This window comes from Candidatus Saccharimonas sp. (genome assembly GCA_015256915.3).
Classification (GTDB): domain Bacteria; phylum Patescibacteriota; class Saccharimonadia; order Saccharimonadales; family Saccharimonadaceae; genus Nanogingivalis.
The window spans coordinates 145,070-167,194 of the sequence record CP076101.2 but is presented as its reverse complement, the minus strand read 5'-3'; the positions used below and the strand labels follow the sequence as shown (position 1 = coordinate 167,194).

General features: G+C 35.7%; 25 protein-coding genes. 8 read left to right on the top strand and 17 right to left on the bottom strand.

All coding sequences use genetic code 11. The features are described from left to right. From HXL38_000890 to serS, 5 genes are all read right to left on the bottom strand, one after another. Window positions 1–456: a hypothetical protein gene (locus HXL38_000890; protein ID QWB91117.2), complete on the bottom strand. Its 456-nt coding sequence runs from the start codon at window positions 454–456 to the stop codon at window positions 1–3. Then, complete coding sequence (locus HXL38_000885) at window positions 446–997, bottom strand: hypothetical protein (GenBank protein QWB91116.1); 552 nt, start codon at window positions 995–997, stop codon at window positions 446–448. The genes HXL38_000890 and HXL38_000885 overlap by 11 nt, the downstream gene beginning before the upstream one ends. A 112-nt stretch (window positions 998–1,109) precedes the next feature. Next, on the bottom strand, window positions 1,110–1,478 hold the full coding sequence (raiA, locus tag HXL38_000880; protein ID QWB91115.1) for a ribosome-associated translation inhibitor RaiA: 369 nt from the start codon (window positions 1,476–1,478) through the stop codon (window positions 1,110–1,112). Window positions 1,479–1,571: 93 nt separating this feature from the next. After that, a complete protein-coding gene (locus HXL38_000875; GenBank protein QWB91114.2) occupies window positions 1,572–1,805 on the bottom strand; it encodes a hypothetical protein in 234 nt (77 codons plus the stop codon). Window positions 1,806–1,951: 146 nt separating this feature from the next. Beyond that, on the bottom strand, window positions 1,952–3,214 hold the full coding sequence (gene serS / locus HXL38_000870; GenBank protein ID QWB91113.2) for a serine--tRNA ligase: 1,263 nt from the start codon (window positions 3,212–3,214) through the stop codon (window positions 1,952–1,954). Between the two features lie 133 nt (window positions 3,215–3,347). On the opposite strand from serS, the gene HXL38_000865 reads away from it, so the two are divergent. The 3 genes from HXL38_000865 to HXL38_000855 all read left to right on the top strand — a co-directional run bounded on the left by HXL38_000865 (window position 3,348) and on the right by HXL38_000855 (window position 4,917). Next, window positions 3,348–4,010, top strand: a complete 663-nt coding sequence (locus HXL38_000865; protein QWB91112.1) for a hypothetical protein — start codon at window positions 3,348–3,350, stop codon at window positions 4,008–4,010. A gap of 111 nt (window positions 4,011–4,121) precedes the next feature. Further along, window positions 4,122–4,496 (top strand): hypothetical protein, encoded by a 375-nt coding sequence (locus HXL38_000860; GenBank protein ID QWB91111.1) that lies wholly within the window; start codon window positions 4,122–4,124, stop codon window positions 4,494–4,496. A gap of 103 nt (window positions 4,497–4,599) precedes the next feature. Then, on the top strand, window positions 4,600–4,917 hold the full coding sequence (locus HXL38_000855; protein ID QWB91110.1) for a hypothetical protein: 318 nt from the start codon (window positions 4,600–4,602) through the stop codon (window positions 4,915–4,917). Window positions 4,918–4,990: 73 nt separating this feature from the next. Here the strand turns inward: HXL38_000855 and HXL38_000850 are convergent, their stop codons facing one another. The 4 genes from HXL38_000850 to HXL38_000835 form a co-directional block, all read right to left on the bottom strand. Beyond that, complete coding sequence (locus tag HXL38_000850; protein ID QWB91109.1) at window positions 4,991–6,532, bottom strand: MucBP domain-containing protein; 1,542 nt, start codon at window positions 6,530–6,532, stop codon at window positions 4,991–4,993. Window positions 6,533–6,666: 134 nt separating this feature from the next. Continuing rightward, complete coding sequence (gene tsf, locus HXL38_000845) at window positions 6,667–7,263, bottom strand: translation elongation factor Ts (GenBank protein QWB91108.1); 597 nt, start codon at window positions 7,261–7,263, stop codon at window positions 6,667–6,669. 23 nt (window positions 7,264–7,286) lie between these two features. Continuing rightward, window positions 7,287–7,979, bottom strand: a complete 693-nt coding sequence (gene rpsB, locus HXL38_000840) for a 30S ribosomal protein S2 (protein ID QXT26509.1) — start codon at window positions 7,977–7,979, stop codon at window positions 7,287–7,289. Window positions 7,980–8,130: 151 nt separating this feature from the next. Continuing rightward, the gene (locus tag HXL38_000835) at window positions 8,131–9,147 is read right to left on the bottom strand and encodes a hypothetical protein (protein QWB91107.1); all 1,017 of its coding nucleotides are present in this window, start codon (window positions 9,145–9,147) and stop codon (window positions 8,131–8,133) included. Between the two features lie 145 nt (window positions 9,148–9,292). Here HXL38_000835 and HXL38_000830 point away from each other — a divergent pair, with 145 nt between their 5' ends. Then, a complete protein-coding gene (locus HXL38_000830; protein QWB91106.2) occupies window positions 9,293–9,613 on the top strand; it encodes a type B 50S ribosomal protein L31 in 321 nt (106 codons plus the stop codon). Between the two features lie 40 nt (window positions 9,614–9,653). Here the strand turns inward: HXL38_000830 and HXL38_000825 are convergent, their stop codons facing one another. Further along, window positions 9,654–10,316 carry a uracil-DNA glycosylase gene (locus HXL38_000825; protein QWB91105.1) on the bottom strand — a complete coding sequence of 221 codons (663 nt, stop codon included), beginning with the start codon at window positions 10,314–10,316 and terminating at the stop codon, window positions 9,654–9,656. 74 nt (window positions 10,317–10,390) lie between these two features. On the opposite strand from HXL38_000825, the gene prfA reads away from it, so the two are divergent. Next, window positions 10,391–11,470, top strand: coding sequence for a peptide chain release factor 1 (gene prfA, locus HXL38_000820; protein QWB91104.2), 1,080 nt, complete (start codon window positions 10,391–10,393; stop codon window positions 11,468–11,470). Window positions 11,471–11,473: 3 nt separating this feature from the next. After that, window positions 11,474–12,307 carry a peptide chain release factor N(5)-glutamine methyltransferase gene (locus tag HXL38_000815; protein QWB91103.1) on the top strand — a complete coding sequence of 278 codons (834 nt, stop codon included), beginning with the start codon at window positions 11,474–11,476 and terminating at the stop codon, window positions 12,305–12,307. An 18-nt stretch (window positions 12,308–12,325) separates the two neighbouring features. On the opposite strand, the gene HXL38_000810 is transcribed toward HXL38_000815, so the two are convergent. Continuing rightward, window positions 12,326–13,483: a trypsin-like peptidase domain-containing protein gene (locus tag HXL38_000810; GenBank protein ID QWB91102.1), complete on the bottom strand. Its 1,158-nt coding sequence runs from the start codon at window positions 13,481–13,483 to the stop codon at window positions 12,326–12,328. A 3-nt stretch (window positions 13,484–13,486) separates the two neighbouring features. Continuing rightward, complete coding sequence (locus tag HXL38_000805) at window positions 13,487–14,272, bottom strand: hypothetical protein (protein QWB91101.1); 786 nt, start codon at window positions 14,270–14,272, stop codon at window positions 13,487–13,489. Window positions 14,273–14,348: 76 nt separating this feature from the next. Between HXL38_000805 and lepB the strand changes: the two genes are divergently transcribed. Then, entirely contained in the window at window positions 14,349–14,966 is a 618-nt protein-coding gene (gene lepB, locus HXL38_000800) for a signal peptidase I (GenBank protein ID QWB91100.1), read from the top strand. 34 nt (window positions 14,967–15,000) lie between these two features. Here lepB and HXL38_000795 read toward each other — a convergent pair whose 3' ends face one another. From HXL38_000795 to HXL38_000785, 3 genes are all read right to left on the bottom strand, one after another. Beyond that, complete coding sequence (locus tag HXL38_000795; protein ID QWB91099.1) at window positions 15,001–15,885, bottom strand: ParB/RepB/Spo0J family partition protein; 885 nt, start codon at window positions 15,883–15,885, stop codon at window positions 15,001–15,003. After that, window positions 15,885–16,658 (bottom strand): AAA family ATPase, encoded by a 774-nt coding sequence (locus HXL38_000790; protein QWB91269.1) that lies wholly within the window; start codon window positions 16,656–16,658, stop codon window positions 15,885–15,887. The genes HXL38_000795 and HXL38_000790 overlap by 1 nt, the downstream gene beginning before the upstream one ends. 77 nt (window positions 16,659–16,735) lie before the next feature. Then, window positions 16,736–17,689, bottom strand: coding sequence for a hypothetical protein (locus HXL38_000785; GenBank protein QWB91098.1), 954 nt, complete (start codon window positions 17,687–17,689; stop codon window positions 16,736–16,738). A 144-nt stretch (window positions 17,690–17,833) separates the two neighbouring features. On the opposite strand from HXL38_000785, the gene rplU reads away from it, so the two are divergent. Further along, window positions 17,834–18,142 carry a 50S ribosomal protein L21 gene (rplU, locus tag HXL38_000780; GenBank protein QWB91097.1) on the top strand — a complete coding sequence of 103 codons (309 nt, stop codon included), beginning with the start codon at window positions 17,834–17,836 and terminating at the stop codon, window positions 18,140–18,142. 224 nt (window positions 18,143–18,366) lie between these two features. On the opposite strand, the gene HXL38_000775 is transcribed toward rplU, so the two are convergent. Both HXL38_000775 and HXL38_000770 read right to left on the bottom strand, forming a co-directional pair. After that, the gene (locus HXL38_000775) at window positions 18,367–19,803 is read right to left on the bottom strand and encodes a DUF11 domain-containing protein (GenBank protein QWB91096.1); all 1,437 of its coding nucleotides are present in this window, start codon (window positions 19,801–19,803) and stop codon (window positions 18,367–18,369) included. 17 nt (window positions 19,804–19,820) lie between these two features. Continuing rightward, window positions 19,821–22,067: a hypothetical protein gene (locus tag HXL38_000770; GenBank protein ID QWB91095.1), complete on the bottom strand. Its 2,247-nt coding sequence runs from the start codon at window positions 22,065–22,067 to the stop codon at window positions 19,821–19,823. Window positions 22,068–22,125 lie beyond the last annotated feature (58 nt).

Genomic DNA, 22,125 nt, shown 5'->3' with positions numbered 1-22,125 from the left:
TTATTCAAAAACCGTGTTGATAACATCATTCAAAGAATTAATTATCTCAACTCTAAGCTGTTCATACTTCTGAGAAAAGAGCTCAAGATCATCAAGCAACTTTTCATATTCAAAAACTTTCAAAGCTAATTTTCGATATTTATCAAGTAATTTTAGGTATCTTCTACTAGCTTTAGTTGGCGGGCTGGAAAGTGGAAAGAAAAATCCATTTTCAACAAGAGTTTTCAATTCATAAGCTTCAAACCAGTTTTCTCCTTCGTCATCACTTGAAATAAAAAGCTCTTGATTATTTTCATCAAATTCAACTACTTTCAGCTTAATTATTGGCGGTTCACCTTTAACTGTAATGATTTCATAGAAGCCAACAGTATTAATACCATCAGCATTCTTAAAGATAGTTACGAATCGCCGACCATATTTTCTGAATAAGTCTTTAATTGTTAATTCACCATTCATAGCTAAAATCTCCTTCATTAATATGCATGCAAAAATAAGGTATAATATCCTGGACTCTTTCGCCAAGATATGTTAAATCTTGACCAACCACTTCTTTGCTTTCTCCACTCATAAATTCGCGCTTAATAACTTCTGCGATATCTTGAATTTCGAAAAGCCGATCAGTCCAACTTAAGGAATTATACCAAACAAAATGCCTATAATTCTCAAGGCATTCTTCAATGCTTAATTCTTTGAGCATACCACGACCAATTATTTCAACCTTACATGGTCGATATTCCAAACCTTGATCTTGCTCGAAAAACCAATCTAAAACAGTAAAAACCGAATCACCTTTGAGGTCTTCAATCTCTTTCAAAAATTGAACTCGAACACCAATTTCTGGAATTATATTCTTCCCATCTTTTCGAAAAAACACAATCCTATACGTTATAGAAGACTCACTTTCCTGTTTACGATGAAGGCAAGCTAGTATTTCACTCGACTTGCGATGTAACATCTCACGTAAAAGTTCTTGCTGCTCATTTGTGTGTTTATTCATATTTTCACCCCCACAAAAATTTTAAAATAGCAATAGCTTAATTATATCATATTTTATTTAAAAAGCAAAATCTCTGCCAGATTGCAGAGATTTTTTAAGTTTTCGAAAGTTTTTAGCCACGTTTTAGAGAACGCTTGAATTTCGCCATAATACCAGCTTTGCCAAGGCGTGGATTTTTCTCAGTTTTATAACGGCGAATTTGCCCATCAAGCTTCGCTTCAACAATATCGATTGCCGCTAAAACATTTGAACTTTGGTCTTTTGCAACAAGAGTTTTGTCTGGTACGTTAATAACCGCCTCAACTTCATATTTATTATCGTGAGTGCCATTGATTTGCGAAATCACCACGCGAGCTGAAGCTGATTTTTTAGCATGTCGTGGCAAATATTTATCTAATTTACCGATGTGTTTTTCTGCGTATTTTTTGGTCGTTTCGTCAATTTCGTATTTATTTCCTGTAATTTCAATCTGTGAGATCATATATAATCCTTTTTTGTTAGTTTATATCTCTATATTAGCATAAACATTTTATTTTGTCAAGAAAAAAGCCCGCGAATGCGAGCTCTACACTAGCTACTTAAGCTTGTCTATAACTTCATTGATTTTATCGGGATTAAACCCAACAAAAGGTTCGAGGCCCAAATCTCTTGGGTCTACGAACGGAGCGCCCGATAGACCGTAGTCCCGCTTCAACTCGTCAGTCATTATCGCTATAGAACCATCAGGGTCATTGCTTGCATCATAAATAGTAAAACAATCTAAAACACCTTCTCTTTCTAGTTGTTTTTTTGTCATAGTGCAAGCCATACAATTTTTAGCTACGAAAAGTACTGGCATATTAGACACCTTCTTTCTTAATTTATATTTAGATTATAGCATAAACAAATCAAAAAAGCACTATATATAGTGTTGTAAAATTTACAAAACTCTATATTTAGTGCTTATTTTATTTTTTAGATTCGTTCGCGATTATTCATATATGGTCGAAGAACTTTTGGTAAAACAAGATCTTCCCCATCTTGAAAATTTTCAATTGCCGCCACCAAACATCGCGCAAGTGAAACAGCTGTACCATTCAAAGTGTGAACAACTTGCAATTCACCATTTTCACGACGCACGCGAATATTCAAATTTCGTGCTTGATAGTCGGTGCAGTTTGAGCAGCTCGTAATCTCGCGATAACTACCATCGACTGGGCTCCAATATTCAATATCATATTTCTTTGAAGCTGGTGCGCCCAAGTCGCCACTCGCGATATTAATCACGCGATAAGGAATACCAAGCTCTTGATAAATCTCTTCTTCCACCACCAAAATTTTCTCGTGGACATCAACACTTTGCTCCGGTAAGGCATAGGCATACATTTCAAGCTTGTTGAACTGATGAACACGGAAAAGCCCGCGCGTGTGCTTACCGTAAGTTCCCGCCTCTTTTCGATAGCAAGGAGAATATCCAGCGTAAAAAATTGGCAAATCTTTCTCGTTCAAAATTTCACCAGCATGATAACCAGTTAATGACATTTCAGCAGTTGCAATCAAACTTAAATCCTCACCTTCAATGAAATATTCATCACTTTGTTCGCTTGAACGAGGTGCAAATCCAGTTCCCGTGGCAACTTCACCATTAACCATATGCGGAACGGTCATAAAATTAAAGCCTTTCGAAATCAATTTATTCAGAGCGAACTGATAAATAGCATTTTCAAGAAGCGCCAAATCGCCTTTCAAGAAATAGAATTTCGTTCCAGCAACCTTCGAGCCACGCTCAAAATCAACCCAACCTTTTTTGTTTGCAAAATCTAAGTGGTCTTCAGCACCTTTACGACTTTCGAAAAGTTCTTCGCCCCAAGCTTTTACCAAATCATCTTCGCCTTCCTCACCAATCGGCACATCAGCTTGAAGAATATTTGGAATACCGTTTAAAGCATTCGAAAGTTTTTCGTCAAGTTCGCGATAAGTTTTTTCAAGCTCGGCAAGCTCTTCTTTGATTTTCTTGCCTTCTGCAATTTGTTCATCACTCGGCTTTCCACCAGAGTTTTTCATTGAGGCCGCAATTTGGTTACGGCGAGTTCGAAGTTCGTCAATTTGAGCCGTAAGAGCTTTTCTTTCGTCGTCGAGCGAAATGACAGCTTGGACATCAGCATTTTTATAACCTTTATTCAACGCATCTTTTTGCACACGCTCAGCATTTTCACGAATAAATCTAATATCTAACATATAATAATTATACTACAGTTTCGGCAAAAAAATAACCCCTTTTTAACTTGACTTTATTAATATAAAATTATATAATATGTAAGTATTAGTTCTTTCAAAAACTGTGCAGAAAAAAATCCAGGAGGAAGTTTTCATGGAAAGAAGTAAACTCGTTGGGCCTCTACAAAGCGAAGAAAAGCTGAAAAAGCTTGAAGAAGAATATACAATAATCTTATATAAGATTATTAGGCATATCATAAAAGAGCTCGGCCAATCTGCCGAACGGCAAACAATTCCATTCAATTACTATGATCATTGGAGGAAGTATTCCACAAGGATTAGTATTCCAAAGAAAGAAGCGATCGAAATAGGATATGGCAATGATAAATTTATTGAGGTTCGCGGAACCGTCAATAGGAAGTTTCATATTTTTGAAGAATATGAAGCTGAAAAAGACGGTGTAGAACAAATCATATTTCTAATAGAGCCAAAATTGATTTTGGAATCTGATAAGCCAAGTCAAAACGGTAAAGTTAATATTTATTATGAAGCAATATCGGAAGAAGTTAAGAAACACCTTCGAAAACTTTCGAAAGATGAATACGACGATCTTTGTGAGCAAATTCGCATTAACAAAATGATTGAAATTCCAATTGTTTTACCAGAGAATATTCATCCGTCATCCTTATATAGATACCTAAAGAGACAGAAGACAGTATTTAAAAATATTACTGGTTTCAGGCGACCGCACATTGATAGTGAATCCCGAAAAAAGGGATACAATCTGTATGTTCAAATACACGGACTGGATTTTTAATCCTTAAGCTCCAATTTAAATTTGGGGCTTTTTAATTGACTTTTATTTTTAAAAGTGGTATAATTGGTATATCACTATTCCCTTCGGGGATGCACTTTAAGGAGGACTACTATGGGTACAGCTGTTACAACTAGATCAAATGCAGAATTGACCGAAAAAGCTCGCACAATTGATGCGAAAGATTATCACGATAAACTTTCATTGAAGATTCGTGAAGTTTTTGCAGGATTAAGCGATCAAGAGATTAAAAATGCGATCAGTTCTTGTTCTGCAGGAAAATGTTATATTATTGAAATTCCGGCTAGCGATATTTTTGAAGAGAAATATCTCTATTATATCAATAACACCATTCGAATGAGTCCCCTATTCCAAACAGTGAAAAGAGTGGCATTCTTTGATAAAAATGGTGAAAAGCATATTAGGGTTTGGCTCCGTGGCGACATTAGGAAGTTCCTTCCTAAGGGCCACAAGTATTATAAACCCTAAGCGGTCAACACGCCTCGCCAAAATGGCGGGGTTTTCTATTGACTTTTTTATTTTTTTATGTTATTATAGTTATGTTTTAAAGCAAAAACAAAAAAGGAATCAAATGAAACAAAAAAAGATTAAAAAAGTAATTGAATACTTTGACCCAATTTTTAAGAAAAATTTTAAATTGAAGATTGAAAAAAATAACAAAGAAATAAAAATTGAACTACCCAACGAAAAAAACTTCTTTCGTGGTGTGAGCTTTAGCGAAAATGTTAGCCTAAAAAAGCTCGCAAATGGCAACTGGATCAAAACTTTGCATGCAAAATTTGGTGAAGGCGCAGAAGAAATATTCGGTGTGAATGAAATTAATGAAGAAAGCGAGTTAGAATCTCGCGACGTGCGAATAATCGCCTTTATCGAAAAGAGTTTAGCTTAATATAATCATAGCAACAACAATAAAAGACCTCTTAAATTTTAGCGAAAGAGGTCTTTTATCTTATTTATTCTATTTAATAGTTTTTTCTAATAACAATTATAGAAATTATAGAAAGTGCAGCACCGCCCATGAAAAGTAAATTTTTAATAAAATTATTTTCAAAACCTGTGTTTGGTGCACTAATATTTTCTTTTGGCTTCTTCTCTTCTTTTACTAGATTCAAAGGTTTTTCAGGCGCAGGAATGCTTTTCTTTTTATAAACAAATGTTACAATCTTTACACCTTCTTCAACTTTTCCAGTTTTAGGCGATGAGTTTTTAAATAGTTCAGCTTTTTCGAATCCTTCGAATTGCTTTTCTTCGGCAGAATAATCTGTACCCACTTGAACTTTATTCGCTAATAAAACTTCAGGAGCAAGGCTCACACCGTTCTCATCTTGATATCGCACAATCACAGATCCACGCTTTTTAATATCTGCGTAAGATTTCATTTTCGTACCACTTATAACACCTGCAGCTGGTTTATCTAGAGAAAAATATTTATCATCACCTCGGTAAATTTCTGTGGTTGCAGAAATTGGATTTAATTTACCTTCATTATAGTTAACTGTTTTTTCGCTAGTGTCTAAAATAGTTAATCTTGGTAAGAATTGATACGAGGCTTTATCATTAGAAATCTCGACAATCTGGTACACAAGCTCGTGGCTTGAGTTTTTTATAACTTTATATTTTAAGTTTATACCAGTTTTAAGCAAGACTCCTTTTGAAGTAGCATTATCACCAAAATTAGCATATAGCTCTTGAGTATTTATAGTGCCGACCGCTCCCTCTTTTGGATTCAATTTTATGTCAAATGCAATACCAGAAGATTGTGGTAATTTCATCTTAACAATATCACCTGATTTAATATGTTTAGGATTATTTTTATCGGACTGCATCAATCCAAAATCAAAGAAAGCGCCATTTAAATTTTCGCCATCTTGGCTAGAAGCATGAAAAATTCTAAAACTAAAATCGACTACTGGCGATGTTTTATCAACCCCATTAATTGTGCCGGTTTTACGCGCAATATCTTTATCATTAACCTTTACGGATTGCTCAACATTATATTTATGATTAACCCAGCCGGCATAATTATAATCAACAAGTTCAATAGAAAGGTCCATATTCGTAAATTTCTTAGCTTGCTCATTAAAAATTAACCTATACTCTGAATTTCTACCCACAGTTTTCTCTGGTATAATATCCTCAGCTTCAGGATGACCTTTTATAGCTCTTCGCTTGAAACCGTCTAAGTTATCTTCAGCCTTAATAGACTTAATTTTACCAATAATTGTATCTTTATAGCGAATATCCCTATTCAATAGTCCATAATCAAAAAGATTATTCAAGCTAATATCAACATAGTCACCGGCATTAATGACCTGACCATTTTTGACATTTATATTAATTTTAGTATTGGTACGATTAGATGCAGACCCTATGGTAAGTTCTTTAATCTCACCCGTTGCGACAACATCAATTCTCTTTGCTGTGTCAGCAAACGCGGGCTGAGCTAAAAACATAGCACAAACAGCACCCATAAAAGCATAAACTGCTATTTTGTTCTTAAACATTTCTCTCCCTTTATTTTCTATTACTTATGTTCATAAAATTATAACTGGTTATGCATAAAAAGTCAAGGCTTAAATAATCACAAAAATAAAACTCCACCGTTATTAGTGGAGCTTTATTACAAATGCACTATTTATTATTCGTTAACACCGAGTTCAATTCGTGAGAATTGTCGCACAACGATATTTTCACCAAGTTTTGCAACAGTTTCTTTTAAGAATTGTTCAACAGTTTTGCTGTCATCCATAATGTAAGCTTGTGAAAGAAGAACTTTTTCAGCAAAGTATTTTTTTACTTGGCCATCAACAATTTTAGCAGCAATTTCAGCTGGCTTTCCTTCTTTCGAAACTCGCTCTTCAGCTTCAGCTTTAACACGAGCAATTTCTTCAGCCGGAATATCAGCTTCAGTAGCATAAACTGGCGCCATAGCAGCAATTTGCATAGCAATTTGGTGTGCAAAGTTTTTGAAATCTTCAGTTCGTGCAACGAAATCAGTTTCACAGTTAACTTCAACAATTACACCAATTCGACCACCGTGAACGTAAGCTTCAACCAAACCTTCACGAGCTTCGCGGTCACCTTTTTTCTCAGCTTTTGTTAGACCTTTTTTACGAAGAGCTTCAAGCGCTTTATCAAAATCACCTTCAGCTTCAATAAGGGCTTTTTTGGCATCGGTCAAGCCAAGACCTGTCAATTCTTTAAGTTTCTTAATTTCTTCAATAGAAACAGCCATTTTTATCCTTTCGAATTTAAGAATTATTTATCAGTTTTAGCTTCTTTGATAGCTTCGATCACATAGTCCAAAAGCAATTTAACACCTTTAATAGCGTCATCATTTGCTGGAATTACATAATCAATTCCATCTGGGTTTACATTTGTATCAACAATTGCAACCACTGGAATATTCAAAGTTTTAGCTTCACGAATTGCGTTTGCGTCAGCAATTGAATCAGTTACAAACAAAATTCCTGGGCGACCCATCAAATCTTTGATTCCACCGTATTTTGTGTTTAAAGCTTCGATTTCTTCAGCGTATCGTTGAACTTCAAGTTTTGAATATCGTTTTGAAAGCTCACCGCTATCCATTCGTTTTTCAAGAGTTTTTAATTTCTTGATTTGTTGGTTTACAGTTGCTGAGTTTGTAAGCATTCCGCCAACCCATCGTTCAACAACATATGGCTGTTTTACGCTTTCAGCAGCTTCACGAACAGCTTCTTTAACTTGTTTTTTAGTTCCAACAAAAAGAACTTTTCGGCCAGATTCAACCGCTTTAGTAATAGCTGGAAGAGCTTTTTCAAGACCTTCAACAGTTTTAGTTAGATCAATAATGTGGCTATCTTGACGCTTACTGTGAATATATGGCGCCATTTTTGGGTGCCAGCGTGAAGTTTTGTGACCAAAATGAACGCCAGCTTCAAGCAATTGCTTGATATCAACTTTTACAGACATTTTAACTCCTTTGTCTTCATTTTTGGGGATAATTTCGAAAAGCTTTCGAAAGGAATTCTCCCAAAAATTGTTTCATTAAATTTATATACTTTTCAATTCTACCACACTTTGCATAAAAAGAAAAGAGGCAAATTACCTCTCTTCTATAATTTTATTGTCGTTTGATAACAACCCCAGAAATTACCGCAAGAATTATTGAAATAACACTGATCAAAGCAATTTCGAAGCTCTGCTTTCGGTTTTCACCAGTATTCGGAGCTTGAAGTTTTTGAATCTGTTTATTATCTTTTTTTGAAATTTGATTTTCAAGTAATTCGGAAGCTTTTACTTCGCTCAAATTCTGCCCCTGTTTTTCATCAAGCTTTTCGTCTTGCTTTTTATTCTCATTTTTCTTATTTTCTTCGTTTGCGATTTTCTCCCAAGCGTCAGAATTATTTTCTTCGTCTTTCTTCAAACGATCAGCTTCTTCTTGTGCGGCCTTTTTGAGCTCTTCCTCAGCAGCCTTCATCTTTTGTTCTTCAATTTTTTTATTAATTTGATTTGTAACGTTGTCGATTCCAGCAATCAAGCTAGATTTGAAACGATCAGCAAGAAGAAACTCGTTTCCATATTGAGCTCGCAATTTATTAAAATATCTATTAATGATAGCTTTAAGCATTTTTGCATTTTGCTCAGCTTTGTTCAAATCTTTTTCACCCAAAAGTTCTTTTTGACGATTTTCGATATGTGCGATAAAATTTCCTTCATCTGTTAGCGCCAAAATTGCATTTGCAATTCGTTCTTGCAATTCTTTTAATTCCGGAAGTTGCTCATAAACGCCTTGATATTTTTTCTCAGCCAATTCGTTAATATGCTCAATCTCTTTCATAACAGCTTCTCGATATTCAAGAACATAAAAATCGTCTTTATTCAATTTTTCTAAATATCTTTGAGCTTGATTTGATGGCGAAATTGAACTTTCATTTTTAATATATTTATCTGCCTTAATTTCTAAATTCTTAAGAAAAGCTATTTGGTTTTCAAGTTTAGCTTTATTACTTGCGATTTCTTCTTCCAAACTTTGCATGTCGCCAGATTTAACGGCGGATACATTTTTGCCAGTCAATAAACTCACAAAACCAGAGAAAGTAAGAATTCCCACAACCATTAGAATGGTTAGTTTTTTCATTTGTAACTCCTTAAATTAACTATTTATGGCACCAAAATACACTATTTCAAAATTATTTGCAAGCACGAGCATAATGTTTCATAAATATCTTTTTAAGAAAATTAAATTTGCTTTTTTCGAAATAATCTGCTAAAATGGAAAAGTTATGAAAAAGAATTTACATCCAACCGAATATCGCCCTGTCGTATTTAGCGACGAGGTGGCTGGATTTGCTTTCTTGACTCGCTCAACAGCAGATTCAAAAGAAACAATCAAATGGGAAGACGGCAACGAATACCCACTTGTAAAAATGCACATCTCAAGTGCTTCTCACCCATTCTTTACTGGTGAAGAAAAAATCATCGACACCGAAGGTCGTGTTGATCGCTTCAAACGAGCCCAAGAAATGGCAGAAGCTCGCAAAGCTGCTTTGGCAAATAAAGCCAAAAAACAAGCTGCTGAAAAAGCTAAAAAAGCTGAACGATAATTCGTTTAATCGAAAAATCTCGCATTTAATTGCGAGATTTTTATTTTACACGCCAATCAATTGGAGTTTCACCATTTTGTTCTAAAAATTTATTCACTTTAGAAAAAGGCTTTGAGCCAAAAAATCCACGCCGCGCTGAAAATGGCGAAGGGTGTGCACTCTCAATTTTAAGGTGTTTTGAATTAGTTATTCGGGCACCAACTTTTTGTGCATGTGCTCCCCACAAAATAAAAACTAACGGCTTTTCGAAATCATTTAAAAAATCTAAAACATGTTCAGAAAACTCCATCCAGCCAAAATTTGCATGACTTGCTGGCTTGCCTTTTTCAACACTAAAAGAAGTATTCAGCAGTAAAACACCTTGCTCGGCCCAAGACTCTAAAAAACCATCGCTGGCCGGCTCAATTCCTAGATCACTTTGAAGTTCTTTATAAATATTTTGCAAACTTGGCGGAATTCTAACACCTTTTTTGACCGAAAAACTCATTCCATGTGCCTGCCCTTCTCCATGATAAGGATCTTGACCAATAATCACAACCTTAGTTTTTTTAAGTGGGCATTCTTTAAAACAAGAAAAAATATCTTCTCTTGCAGGAAAAATATCTTTCGAAATGCGTTCACGTTCAACTTTTTGCCACAACTTTTTAAAATATGGCTTTTCGGCTTCATTTTCGATAAATTCTCGCCAAGAAGTTATTTTCATATCAAAATCTTATCATAACCACAATCAAATTTCAATACTTCAAATTTATGCGATTTTCTGGTATAATATTTTATATGCCAAAAATTGATTTAAATCTTGAGAAACTTAAAACTGAGCGCGAAGAAATTCAGGCTTTTTTGAGCGAACCAAACGCTTATTCTTCGCCTGATTTTTCTACCAAAAATAAGCGATTTACTGAACTCGAAAAAATTATCGAGCGTGGTGAATTGCGCGAAAATCTTGAAAAAAATATCGAAGAAGCGCGTGAACTTGCTAGTCTTGAGACTGGTGAACTTGCAGAACTTGCCAAAATTGAAATCGCTGAAAGCGAAGAAAAGCTTGCTAATCTCGAACAGGAGCTTTTCGAAATGCTTCTCCCTAAAGATCCGAATGATGAGAAGAACGTGATTGTTGAAATCCGTGCAGGAGCCGGTGGCGACGAAGCTTCCCTTTTTGCGAGCGAACTTTACCGCATGTATCTGCGATATTGCGAACAAAATGGCTTAAAGACCGAACTTTTGAGCGAATCTGCAAACGATGCTGGCGGCTATAAAGAAGTTGTTTTTGGGGTAAAAGGCGATGCTCCTTACTCAAAATTAAAATTCGAAAGTGGCGTTCATCGAGTTCAACGCATTCCGGCTACTGAATCGCAAGGGCGAATCCACACTTCAACTGTAACAGTAGCAGTTTTGCCTGAGGCCGAAGAGGCTGATATTGAGATCAATCCGAATGATTTACGAATTGATGTCTATCGTTCGGGTGGTCATGGCGGTCAGAGTGTGAACACGACCGATTCTGCTGTGCGAATCACCCACATTCCAACTGGCATGGTGGTTACAAACCAAGATGAAAAATCACAAATTAAGAACAAGGAAAAAGCCCTTGGAATTTTGCGTGCGCGCCTACTTCAAGCTAAAATTGATGAAGAAAACGCCAAACTTACAGCCGAACGCCGCAGCCTAATTGGCTCTGGTGACCGCTCCGAAAAGATTCGAACTTACAACTTCCCGCAAGATCGCATCACCGACCACCGGATTGGCTTTTCAAGAAGCAATATTCCAGCCGCAATGAATGGGCAAATTTCAGATATTGTTGAGCACTTGCAAGCTGCCGAACTTGAATTCTTGGCCGCTAACGCTTCAGAAAATAACTAATTTATGCGAGAGACTATTGAATCTTGGCTGAAAAAATCAGCTCAAAAACTTAGAAATGCTAAAATTGAGAGTTCACAACTTGATGCTGAGCTAATTTTAGCAAACGTTTTAAAAGTTGAACGAACTTTTTTACATGCAAATCCGCAAAAAAAGCTTTCGAAAACTCTGGTTTTTCACGCAAATAATTTTTTAAATAAGCGCCTGAAGAGGATTCCGCTCGCTTATATTTTTCGAGAAAAGGAGTTTTTTGGAAGAACTTTTTTCGTGAACGAAAATGTACTAGTTCCTCGCCCAGAAACTGAAACCTTAATTGAAATTACTAAAAAAATTGCCAAAAAAGGTGATAAAATTTTAGATGTTGGTACAGGTTCTGGAATAATTCCAATCACTCTAAAAGCTGAGCTTGGCGAAAATATTGATTTTTTTGCGAGCGACATTTCACTTCAAGCGCTTTCTGTGGCGAATCTAAACGCTATAAAAATCCTTGAAAGTAAAATTGAGCTTTTCGAAAGTGACCTTTTAAGCCAAATACCGTCAGAAATTCTTTCAAAAATAACAATAATTACAGCAAATCTGCCTTATGTTAATAAAGATTGGGTAAATTTCGAAAAGAATAATGAGCTACATTATGAACCACAAATTGCACTTTATGCTCAGAAAAACGGATTAGAGGCAATCTTTAATTTAATTTTTCAAGCTCAAGATTTACCAAAATTACAAAAAATTATTCTTGAAGCCGACCCATCTCAATTTGAGGAAATTGAGAATTACGCCAAAAAATGTGGTTTCTCAAAAACTTATTCAGAAAATTACACAATTGTTTTCGAAAAAAAATAACCCAACAAGGGGTTATTTTTATTTATGATATTCTTCAAGAGTTGCGCGAGTAGATTTTTCTCTACCGTCTCGAATATAAGAAATTTCAATAATATCACCAACGGACTTTTCACCGATTAAAGAACTAATGCTGGAATTTTTAGAAACCTCAACACCATCAATTTTTGTGATTATGTCTCCGTCTTTTAAACCAGCTTTTTGCGCAGGGCTACCATAGACAATAGCATTGCCTTTTCTCGACTTAACTAAAGCGCCTTTCGAAACATCAAGATTATATTTTTTTCTAATTTGCTGATTAATTGATATATAACTCGCTCCAAGATAAGCTCGTTTCGGTTCCTTGCCTTTACTAATAGATTTTAAGATACCCTTTACTGAAGATATCGGTATTGCAAAACCAATGCTTTGAGCTTTAGAGGCTACTGCAGTATTAATTCCAATTACCTGTCCTTGTGCATTCACTAAAGGACCACCAGAATTTCCACTATTGATTGCCGCGTCTGTTTGAATCATATCGGTCAAAACTTCTCTCGAAGAACCGTCTTCGCTAGAAGCCTCAACTGTACGACCAATTCCAGAAATAATGCCACTTGTGACAGTACCGTCATATTCGCCCAAAGCATTTCCGATCGCAATCACTTGCTGTCCGATATTTATTTTCTTCGAATCTCCAAGCTCGGCAGCTTTCAATCCTTTTGCGTTCGAAATCTTTAAAATCGCAATATCACTCATTGGGTCGACCATAACCACTCTAACGTTTTCATAAGAATCGCCATTATTAGTAACAACTAAGATTTCAGAAGATTTTTCAATAACGTGCTTGTTCGTTAAGATATAGCCATTTTCACTAATAATAATTCCCGTTCCTGCGCTTGCAGAATCTTCTGTTGAATAAAAGAATCTTGAACTTTTTTGATTTTTGCTAACAATAGAAACAACACTTTGCGAAACCCTATTCGCAACCGACTCAATCGAATTAGAATCCATTTGATTCGCAAAATTCGAAGCTTTATCGCTTGCCGAAAAGTTAAAGTTTGCAGACCCAGTTTTATTCTTATTAAAATTACTTTTTGATATAATTTGAGCTAAAATAATTATACAAAATACAACCACCACCATAATTATGGCTATTAAAAATTGACTTTTTGGCTTTTTAAAATATTTTTGAAAATTCATACCTTAACCTTTCGCAACTGGGATTGAAGAAAAGAATAACAATAAAGTCAAGATGAGAATTGTTGCAAAAATCACCTCTGGTAGAAATTCTTTTCGTTCCCTTTCTTTATCTTTATCTGAAACAATCACATTAAAACCAATAAAACTTAAAACTGTTAAAATAATTGCAGCCTGAGGAATTACAAAATTAAAATATGGCGCAAAGTTAATGCGATAGCCAATCACCAAAAAGTTAAATATCCAAGCAAATTCAGCAACAATTAGACCCCAAAAAAGACTGAAAATCTCAATATTTAAATCTGCATAAGATGAAATAATATGCCGAATTGTTGAATATCCGAGCAAAAATGCCAAGATAAAAATTAAAGCTTCGTTCCAACCATAGGCAATCGAATATAAAGCCGAAAACCCAAAGAATACGGTGAAAAGAGCTTGAACTTGCACGAATAATTCTTTTGAGCTTGGCTTGATGATTGTTAACCAAAATATATATAAAGCCAAGAGTAGCCCTTGCGAAAAAATATAGTCTATACCTGTTGAGAACATTAAAATAACTATACTTAACGAAAAAATTAAATCAACAAGATTTGATTTTACGTTTGCAAGCCAAAATCTTGGCCTAACAGCAAAAGTTCGCCATTTACTCACAAAAACCAAGAGAATTGCAATCCAAGGGGTTTTAGTAATATAAATGGAGAGCCAAACTATAACCGCCAAAATAATATTTAAAAAAATATGCGCAATATTTCCCCAAAAAGAATATTTTTTCGAAATTCTAATAAAATCCATACTTCCTCCATTATATCACACAATTTTAAAAATAACCATAATTGAAAATCTTTAAAAATCATGCTAAAATATAAAAATGAAGAGTAATTTTTGGCAACGGCATCCTCGAATAGCCGACACTTTCGGGATTTTTGTTTTCTTTTTTTGTGTAACTTTAGGAACAATCTTTATTAATACTTTTATTTTTCAAAGCTTCACAATCGTCGGCTCGAGCATGGAACCAACTTTTAAAGACGGCGATAAAGCCATTATAAATCGCTTACCCTTAACTTGGGCAAATTTTACGAACACAAAATTTATACCAAAACGTGGTGAGATTATTGTTTTCGAAAACCCACAGTTTATCGACGGGATGAAAGATCAATATATCATTAAACGCGTGATCGCCTTTGCTGGTGAAAAAGTAAAAGTTGAAAAAGGAAAATTAACAGTTTACAACGATAAGCATCCTGACGGTTTTAGCCCAGATGATAATTTTAACAATGAACCAAAAAAGTATACAAGTCATGATGGAGAATGGACTGTTCCAGAAAATGAAATATTCGTTTCAGGTGATAATCGCGAGGGAAATAATTCGTATGACTCCCGAAGTGGTCTTGGTACCGTTCCGCTATATAAAATTGTTGGTCCTGTTGCCTTCCGAATCTTTCCTTTTAACAAAATTCGAAATTTTGAATATTCTCAGAACTATTAAAATATAAAAAATAACCCTTTTAACGGGGGTTATTTTATTTTGAAAGAATTTTCTCAAGTCGCTTTAATTCTTCTTCACTTTTAAATTTTATAACGATCTTTCCTGAACCTCTTGCAGAAGTTTTAATATCTACATCTGCACTCAGCTTTTTCGAAATATGCTTAACTGTTTTTTCGAAAGGATTGTTCACTTTTTTAGGTTCAACTTTTTTAGACTCTTCAATCTGCTTTTTATAATTCACCAAGAATTGTTCAATTTTACGTGAGCTCCAATTTTCTTCAATAATTTTTGGTAGAATTTTTTTGATAGTTTCCTCATCAATCTTTAAAAGTGGGCGCGCTTGGCCTTCTTTTAGTTTGCCAGAAATGATATAGTCTTTAACAATTTGTGGAAGTTTTAATAAGCGCAAGGTATTTAAAACTGCACTTTCGCTCCTTCCACCAACGCGTTCACCAATTTCCTTTGCCGTTAAATTAAATTGTTCACGAAGTTTTAAATAGGCTTCAGCCATTTCAAGAACATTTAAATTATCGCGCTGAATATTTTCAATCAAACTTAATTCGAGGCGGTTCTGGTCAGAAAGCTCACGAACAACTGCAGGAACCCTTTCTAGCCCCGCGAGCTTTGAGGCGCGATAACGCCTCTCACCAGCAACAATTAAAAACTTAGAGTTTTTTCGAACGACTACAATCGGTTGTAAAACACCATGAATTCTAATTGAGTTCACGAGTTCTTCAAGCTTTTCCTTATTGAAGTGTCGGCGAGGTTGCTCTGGATCAGGCGAAATATCACTAATTTTTAGTTCTTTTAGTTGGCTTTTATCATATTCTAAACCCAATTCTGAATCGATTTTTTCATCAATAATCATCTCGGTTGGAATCAAAGAAGAGAATCCACGACCAAGTCCTTTTTTTGCCATTATTTGCTCCCTTCTATACGCTGAATAATCTCTTTCGAAACTGCTTTATAAGCACGAGCCCCCTTACTAAACCTATCATAAACACCAATAGGAACACCATGACTTGGAGCTTCTGCAAGACGAATATTCCGCGGAATTGCATTCGAAAAAATCTTATCTGGAAAGAATTTTTTAATTTCTTCAAGGACTTGCCCACCCAAAGTTGTGCGAGAATCCACCATTGTTGGAAGAACCCCAAGAAGCTCAAGGTTTGGATTCATCCCCTTTTTCACAAGCTTCATGCTTTCAAGAAGCTGGCCAAGGCCTTCCATCGCATAAAATTCAGCCTGAACTGGTAGTATTAAATAATCGCTAGCAATAAAACCATTCACAGTCAATAGACTCAAACTTGGTGGAGAATCTAAAATAACATAGTCAAAATCGGCTTCGACAGATTTTAAAGCATCTTTCAATCGAGTAAATCGACCTTTTGCTGACGCGAGCTCAACTTCAGCATTAGCTAAAATCGGTGTACTTGGTGCAATTTTTAATTTCGAAAATTCTGTTTCAATAATGATTTCACCTAACTGCTTTTCACCAGAAACTACATCTGCCATAGTAAAATCAAGATTATTCTTGTCAATACCAAGACCGCTAGTTGCATTTCCTTGTGGGTCAAAATCTACAAGAAGCGTTCGAAAACCCTTTTTTGCGATAAAATAAGCAATATTAATAGCGCTGGTTGTTTTGCCGACTCCTCCCTTTTGATTGGTTATCGAAATTACCTTCATAATAATTATATTATATCATATTTTTTTTAAAAAAACCATAACCTTTAAAAAGAACGCCTTTTTAGACGCTCTTTTTTATATTATTTGATAGGCTCAACCATTACTGGAATGTTATTAACATATCGCCTATTTGGTGAAAGACCTTGAATCTGTACATTTTTAGCACCCGGCACAATCCAAACACTACCACCATCGAACAACTGGACTTCAGAAAGTTCTTTTGGTGTAGGAGCATTGGCTGGTAGGCTTAGAATTTGCTTACTATCAGAAACCGAACTCGCCCAGAAATCAACGTGAATAAAGCCTTGACCTGTTGCGTTATTGATTATCATGTAGTTTCGATTAGCGTCAAATTCTCGTGCAAGTCTTCCGGAAGCGAAAACATTTGAAGTATCAGCAGAAGTCATTCGAAATACAGAGTAAGCACCAAGATTATTATTTGGCAACGCTATACTTCCACCCCCATGAGAAAGCGAAAGAATGCCATTATTTAAGCTTAGAGTTTGAGGTATACCAACTCCAGCAATGCCCTGAATACCTTGAATTCCTTGTTCGCCCTTAGCTCCGGTGTCACCTTTTTCACCTCGGTCACCTTTTTGGCCTTGGATTCCTTGTGCGCCTTGCTCACCTTTTTCACCTCGGTCACCTTTTTGGCCTTGGATTCCTTGTGCGCCGTTTAGCCCGTTTTTCCCGTCAATACCATTAACTCCGTTAGTACCATTCGAACCGTTTAAGCCATTAACGCCATTTTTTCCATCGACACCGTTCTTGCCATCTTGTCCATTTTTTCCATCAGCTCCTTTTTCGCCTTTAAGACTAGCAACAGATGTAATATCTTGCCATTCGCCGTCCAAGAACTGATATTGAATTTTTCCATCTTGCTGGCGAATACTAATTTGTCCAGGATTTACACCTTTAAATTGAAAATTCGAAGATCCGCGCCACCAAAATAGCAACACAATGATCAATAAAATAATCAAAGCAACGTTTGTAACCCTTAACGCCCGTTTAGAAGCATATTTATCTCTCTCCATAAAGTCCCTCTCTTTAATTTATTCCTACAATATTAATTACAACCATTTTAGCACAAAGCACTACCTTTTTCAACTTATTTTACCCTTGATTTAAACTTAAAACTATGATAAAATAATAAAGATATTAAATTTAATGAGGATTTTATGAAAAAAGCAGTCATAAAAGTTGGCGGTAAACAATTTATCGTTGGCGAAAAAGAGACCCTTCTGGTGGACCTCCTCCCGCAAGGAACAAAAGAGCTCGAACTTGATGCTTTGATGCTTATTAATGGCGACAAAGTGGAAGTTGGAACTCCTGTTGTGAAAGGCGTGAAAGTTTCCGCTAAAGTTGTTGACGAACTTGTTAAGGGCGAAAAAATCCGTGTGATCCGTTACAAGGCTAAAAAACGAGTTCACAAAGAAAACGGACATCGTCAAAAATACACTAAAATTGAAATTGCTTCAATTAAATAATTAAAAGGCGGCCAGCCATTCAAAAAACTAGCTCTCTACTCAAGGGCTAGTTTTTTATTTTTCATTCATAGATTTAACTATATATATTTTAGGGTTGGCATATTCGACAAAAAGCTTAATATTTAAATTGTGCGACATAATCATTTTACTAACTTTTTAAAGTAAGTCCAGTAAAGCCGAAAAAAATAAACCCCGCTTATACGAGGTTTATTCAGTTTTCGAAACTATTTTTTCTCTACTTTTTCAGATTTTTTAGCTTCATGAGTTTTTGTCGCTTCAGATTTAACAACATCATTTGCTTTTTTCGTAAATTCAGCAGTTGCTTTTTTCATTTCTTCACGACTTCGGTACCAGTAGGCTACGGCACCAGTAATCGCCATAATCGCAATCACCATCATTGCAGCCTCAGCAGGACCAGTATGTGGTAGTTCACTTGGAACTTCAGCACATTTCGGATCATTAGCTGCAAGATTTTCAAGACCCGTAATTTTACATTTATCGTTACAATTTGGGTCATTCTTCTTTAAGTTTCCTTTTCCAGGAATTTCACAAAATTCTTTGCGTTCTTGCGGTGTACAATTTTTTTGCACAGTTATAGTTGCTTTATCAGACTTTCCGCCGTTTTCAGTTAAAACTTGAGCCGTATTTGTGATTGTATTGTTTCCACAAATTAATTTCGAAGCATCAATTTTTGCACGGAAGGTTATCGTTGCAGAACCACCAAACGAGTAATTTCCGATATTAACTCCAGATTTCACAATATTATCACTCAAGATTTTACCAGCAGCATCTGATGGAGTTGTAATTCGAGTTGTTCCAGGAATAAGAACTAATCCAGCAGGAAGTAAATCTTTAATATTTACATTATTTTGTGAAATTGTTCCAGTGTTCTTATAAGTGATTTTAAATTCAACTTCATCATTTAAACCAATATTTTGATTTTTTGCAAAATTATTTGCACCAGCTTTCGAAACTGTTTTAGTTGTTTCGAAATCTGCATAATCTGCTTTGAATCGATAAGTTATAACACCTGAATATTGGTCACATCCAGGGAGTATTCCATTTAAGCTATCATAACCAAGGTTTGTGCCAGAACCGAATAGATTTCCTCCATTCAAGATTTGACCATTTGCTGCACCTTTTGTTGTAATTTTAGCTGAGCCTTGAATATATCTCAAAGCAACATCTCGCGAAGGAGAACGCAAAACAGCTTGGTCCCAAACTTTCTGTGGTCGGGCGTTTCGAGCGGTAATTTCTGCCCGCACAAGACCCTCTTTACCTTTCACAATAGCTGAAGGAACAATTGTATTAAGTTTTGCACCTAAAGCAATTCCACGATAGCTATTCTCTTTTGAATTTAAAGAGCTTTTTGCATTATTGTGATAATAGATATAAACTTCGTATTCTCGACCAGGTACAATATCAATACTATCAACAAAATTTCCCACGCCAGCTTGACGAACTCGAACAAAATTTCGTTCATCCCCAACGGTTGGATTATTTGTAATAGAGTTAAATGTTACATAGTCGGCAGGGTTTTCGGCAGTGAAGGTTTTCCTTTCTGGACCATAAGCGAAAGCACTTCCGCCTAAAGCTACCGCCCCGATGAGGGCTGCGAATGCCGCAACCCCCAAAATTTGTAATTTATTTTTTACTAACATTTCTTACCTTTTTTATTTTATTGTTGTGTATTATTTTGATTTGTAGCAGCTGAAGAGCCATATGTTTGGTTATAATTTTGTTGAGCTGCCCAAACATCGTTATAATTCACAGTTTCACCACCAATATTTACAGTTTTGTTCTGTGCTTGTTCAGCCTCGCGAGCCTTAGCTTCAGCTTCAGCCTGTGCTTGTCTAGCTTGTTCCGCAGCTTGCGCTTGAGCTTCTGCAGTAGTTTCGCCAGTATATTCACCTGGTTGCTCACCTATTTTTGAGACATCTATAGATTCATCAATACCTTCAGCTTTTATTTTGCTGGTTGTTGTTCCAGGAGTAACTTCAGGATTTATATTATTGTTTCTTTCCTCTTGAGAAGCTTCACCTATTAATTCACCTTTATCCATTCTAGTAACCGCATTATCTATATTATAGATAGACTGATCAGTCTTAAATTTAGTATCATCATGTTTTTCAGGTGGAGTTTCTGGAGGTGTCTCAGGTGGAGTTTCTGGAGGTGTCTCAGGTGGAGTTTCTGGAGTAGGTGCTGGTGGTTTTTCAGTATCTGGAGTTGGTGGAGTATAAGTTTCTTCGAATGGAATTTTTGGAGTTGTCCAAGTGTTTGGAACTTCCGCAATTTTCTTCATAACCATTTGCCTACACTGATCACGAATCAAAATTTGTTGCCCATTCTTCAATTCAACCACACGAGCTGTTCCGCCAAATGCACCTTCGGCATGAGCATAATCTTTATTAGTATTTATAAATAGCGAGTAATAATCACCATCCAAAGTTTGATTTCCAACAACTTTAGCACCTTCCATATATTTCGAATATGCATCATTCAATTTCTTGAAAGCTGTCTGATCGCCATCTCGAGCAGCATCAACCAAAGCATCAACCTCATTATTCGAAATTCCAAGTAGATTTTGAGCAGATTCGGCATCGTTAATGAAGAATTGTCCCATATATTCAATATCGTCTTCGTTGTGAGATTCGATCATTTTCTTTTGATACTCTTCGTTTGAAAGTTTTGAGGTGTCCGTTCCAATGGAATATTTATTCTCTTTTTGATCGATCTTATTATAATCATCATTCTCAGAGTCATATTTACCATTATTAAAGTTCTTTTCACTCTCAATCACAGAACCATCACTATTGAAGTTTGCAGCTCCATTTAGGCTATTTGCATGAACAGTGCCGGAAAAAGTTTGTTCAGTTTGAGGAGAATTATCGTTTGACTTAGGACCTTCAGAAGACTGTCTTCCAACTCCAAAAATCGTCACAGCAAGTATTCCCAATGCACCAAATTTCATAATTCTGTGTCCAATTTTCCGGAATATACTTACTTTTTTTTCAATATTCGAATCAGTATCAATTGAAGAATTAGCTTTATTGAGCGCTCGCTCTTGGTTGCCAACTGCAAGGCTAACTTCTAGCATTCGTTCAAGCATTGCTTCATTCTCAGGAGTTAATTCATTTTTTTGAATCAACTCTGAACGAACTTGTCGGCGAAATCGCGCTAGCTCTTCGGCGCTTACATCTTTCGAAAACAATTCATCGAATTTCTTCTCAGCATCTGAAAGTTCAATCACTTCCGGTTTTTGCTTTTCCGCATCATCACCATTATTTAATGCTTCGTTTTTTGCGCCATCATCTGGATTCGATTTTTTAGCATCAGGCTCTGCCATTGCATTTTCCCAAATTGTATCAAGAACCTTTTGTCGATATTCTGGTTTTTTCGAATATTCCCAGATAAATCTATCTTCAAGCTTATTTTTTAAACCGTCAAAATTTACACCATTTTTTGAAAAATCATTAGAAGCCTCAATCAATTGCTGACGATATTTATTTTTAGCTTCTTCACTTTCCGCATTTTGAATCATTTTAGCCAACGAATTCATTCTTTGAATTTCTGAACTCGCTCCTACAGCTTGATCCATTTCTTCTTTTGAAAGAGTAGAAATTTCATAAGGTTGTTCGCTTTCAACTCGATTTTCACTATTTTCCATTTGGCGGTAGTGTTCGTCGCGCTCCATCATTTCATCAAAAGCAACTTTATCACCTTTATGAATTGCATCGCGAACAGATTTATCGAATTTTTTTGCACCTTTCTTCAATTCTTCTTCGCGCTTCTTAAAAGCATCGGCCTCGGCTTTTGCTTCTTGTTTTTGGTTCAATTCTTCACGAAGAGTATCCCAAGAACCATAAGCGTCTTCGAAAGACTTGCTTGCGTCTGCCGCAGAATTAAAATTTTCCCCGTTTTTCATTTCTGTCCTTGTTTATTTTTAATTTATTTTACTCCCGTATTTTACCACAAGCGCATTA

Bases quoted from the DNA above. Each gene is read 5' to 3' on its own strand.
- HXL38_000855 (QWB91110.1), top strand. From the start codon at position 4,600: ATGAAACAAAAAAAGATTAAAAAAGTAATTGAATACTTTGACCCAATT.
- HXL38_000770 (QWB91095.1), bottom strand. From the start codon at position 22,067: ATGAAAAACGGGGAAAATTTTAATTCTGCGGCAGACGCAAGCAAGTCT.
- HXL38_000865 (QWB91112.1), top strand. From the start codon at position 3,348: ATGGAAAGAAGTAAACTCGTTGGGCCTCTACAAAGCGAAGAAAAGCTG.
- HXL38_000850 (QWB91109.1), bottom strand. From the start codon at position 6,532: ATGTTTAAGAACAAAATAGCAGTTTATGCTTTTATGGGTGCTGTTTGT.
- HXL38_000830 (QWB91106.2), top strand. From the start codon at position 9,293: ATGAAAAAGAATTTACATCCAACCGAATATCGCCCTGTCGTATTTAGC.
- HXL38_000810 (QWB91102.1), bottom strand. From the start codon at position 13,483: ATGAATTTTCAAAAATATTTTAAAAAGCCAAAAAGTCAATTTTTAATA.
- lepB (QWB91100.1), top strand. From the start codon at position 14,349: ATGAAGAGTAATTTTTGGCAACGGCATCCTCGAATAGCCGACACTTTC.
- HXL38_000815 (QWB91103.1), top strand. From the start codon at position 11,474: ATGCGAGAGACTATTGAATCTTGGCTGAAAAAATCAGCTCAAAAACTT.
- HXL38_000785 (QWB91098.1), bottom strand. From the start codon at position 17,689: ATGGAGAGAGATAAATATGCTTCTAAACGGGCGTTAAGGGTTACAAAC.
- HXL38_000875 (QWB91114.2), bottom strand. From the start codon at position 1,805: ATGGCTTGCACTATGACAAAAAAACAACTAGAAAGAGAAGGTGTTTTA.
- prfA (QWB91104.2), top strand. From the start codon at position 10,391: ATGCCAAAAATTGATTTAAATCTTGAGAAACTTAAAACTGAGCGCGAA.
- serS (QWB91113.2), bottom strand. From the start codon at position 3,214: ATGTTAGATATTAGATTTATTCGTGAAAATGCTGAGCGTGTGCAAAAA.
- HXL38_000825 (QWB91105.1), bottom strand. From the start codon at position 10,316: ATGAAAATAACTTCTTGGCGAGAATTTATCGAAAATGAAGCCGAAAAG.
- HXL38_000795 (QWB91099.1), bottom strand. From the start codon at position 15,885: ATGGCAAAAAAAGGACTTGGTCGTGGATTCTCTTCTTTGATTCCAACC.
- rpsB (QXT26509.1), bottom strand. From the start codon at position 7,979: ATGTCTGTAAAAGTTGATATCAAGCAATTGCTTGAAGCTGGCGTTCAT.
- tsf (QWB91108.1), bottom strand. From the start codon at position 7,263: ATGGCTGTTTCTATTGAAGAAATTAAGAAACTTAAAGAATTGACAGGT.
- HXL38_000835 (QWB91107.1), bottom strand. From the start codon at position 9,147: ATGAAAAAACTAACCATTCTAATGGTTGTGGGAATTCTTACTTTCTCT.
- HXL38_000890 (QWB91117.2), bottom strand. From the start codon at position 456: ATGAATGGTGAATTAACAATTAAAGACTTATTCAGAAAATATGGTCGG.
- rplU (QWB91097.1), top strand. From the start codon at position 17,834: ATGAAAAAAGCAGTCATAAAAGTTGGCGGTAAACAATTTATCGTTGGC.
- HXL38_000860 (QWB91111.1), top strand. From the start codon at position 4,122: ATGGGTACAGCTGTTACAACTAGATCAAATGCAGAATTGACCGAAAAA.
- HXL38_000775 (QWB91096.1), bottom strand. From the start codon at position 19,803: ATGTTAGTAAAAAATAAATTACAAATTTTGGGGGTTGCGGCATTCGCA.
- HXL38_000885 (QWB91116.1), bottom strand. From the start codon at position 997: ATGAATAAACACACAAATGAGCAGCAAGAACTTTTACGTGAGATGTTA.
- raiA (QWB91115.1), bottom strand. From the start codon at position 1,478: ATGATCTCACAGATTGAAATTACAGGAAATAAATACGAAATTGACGAA.
- HXL38_000805 (QWB91101.1), bottom strand. From the start codon at position 14,272: ATGGATTTTATTAGAATTTCGAAAAAATATTCTTTTTGGGGAAATATT.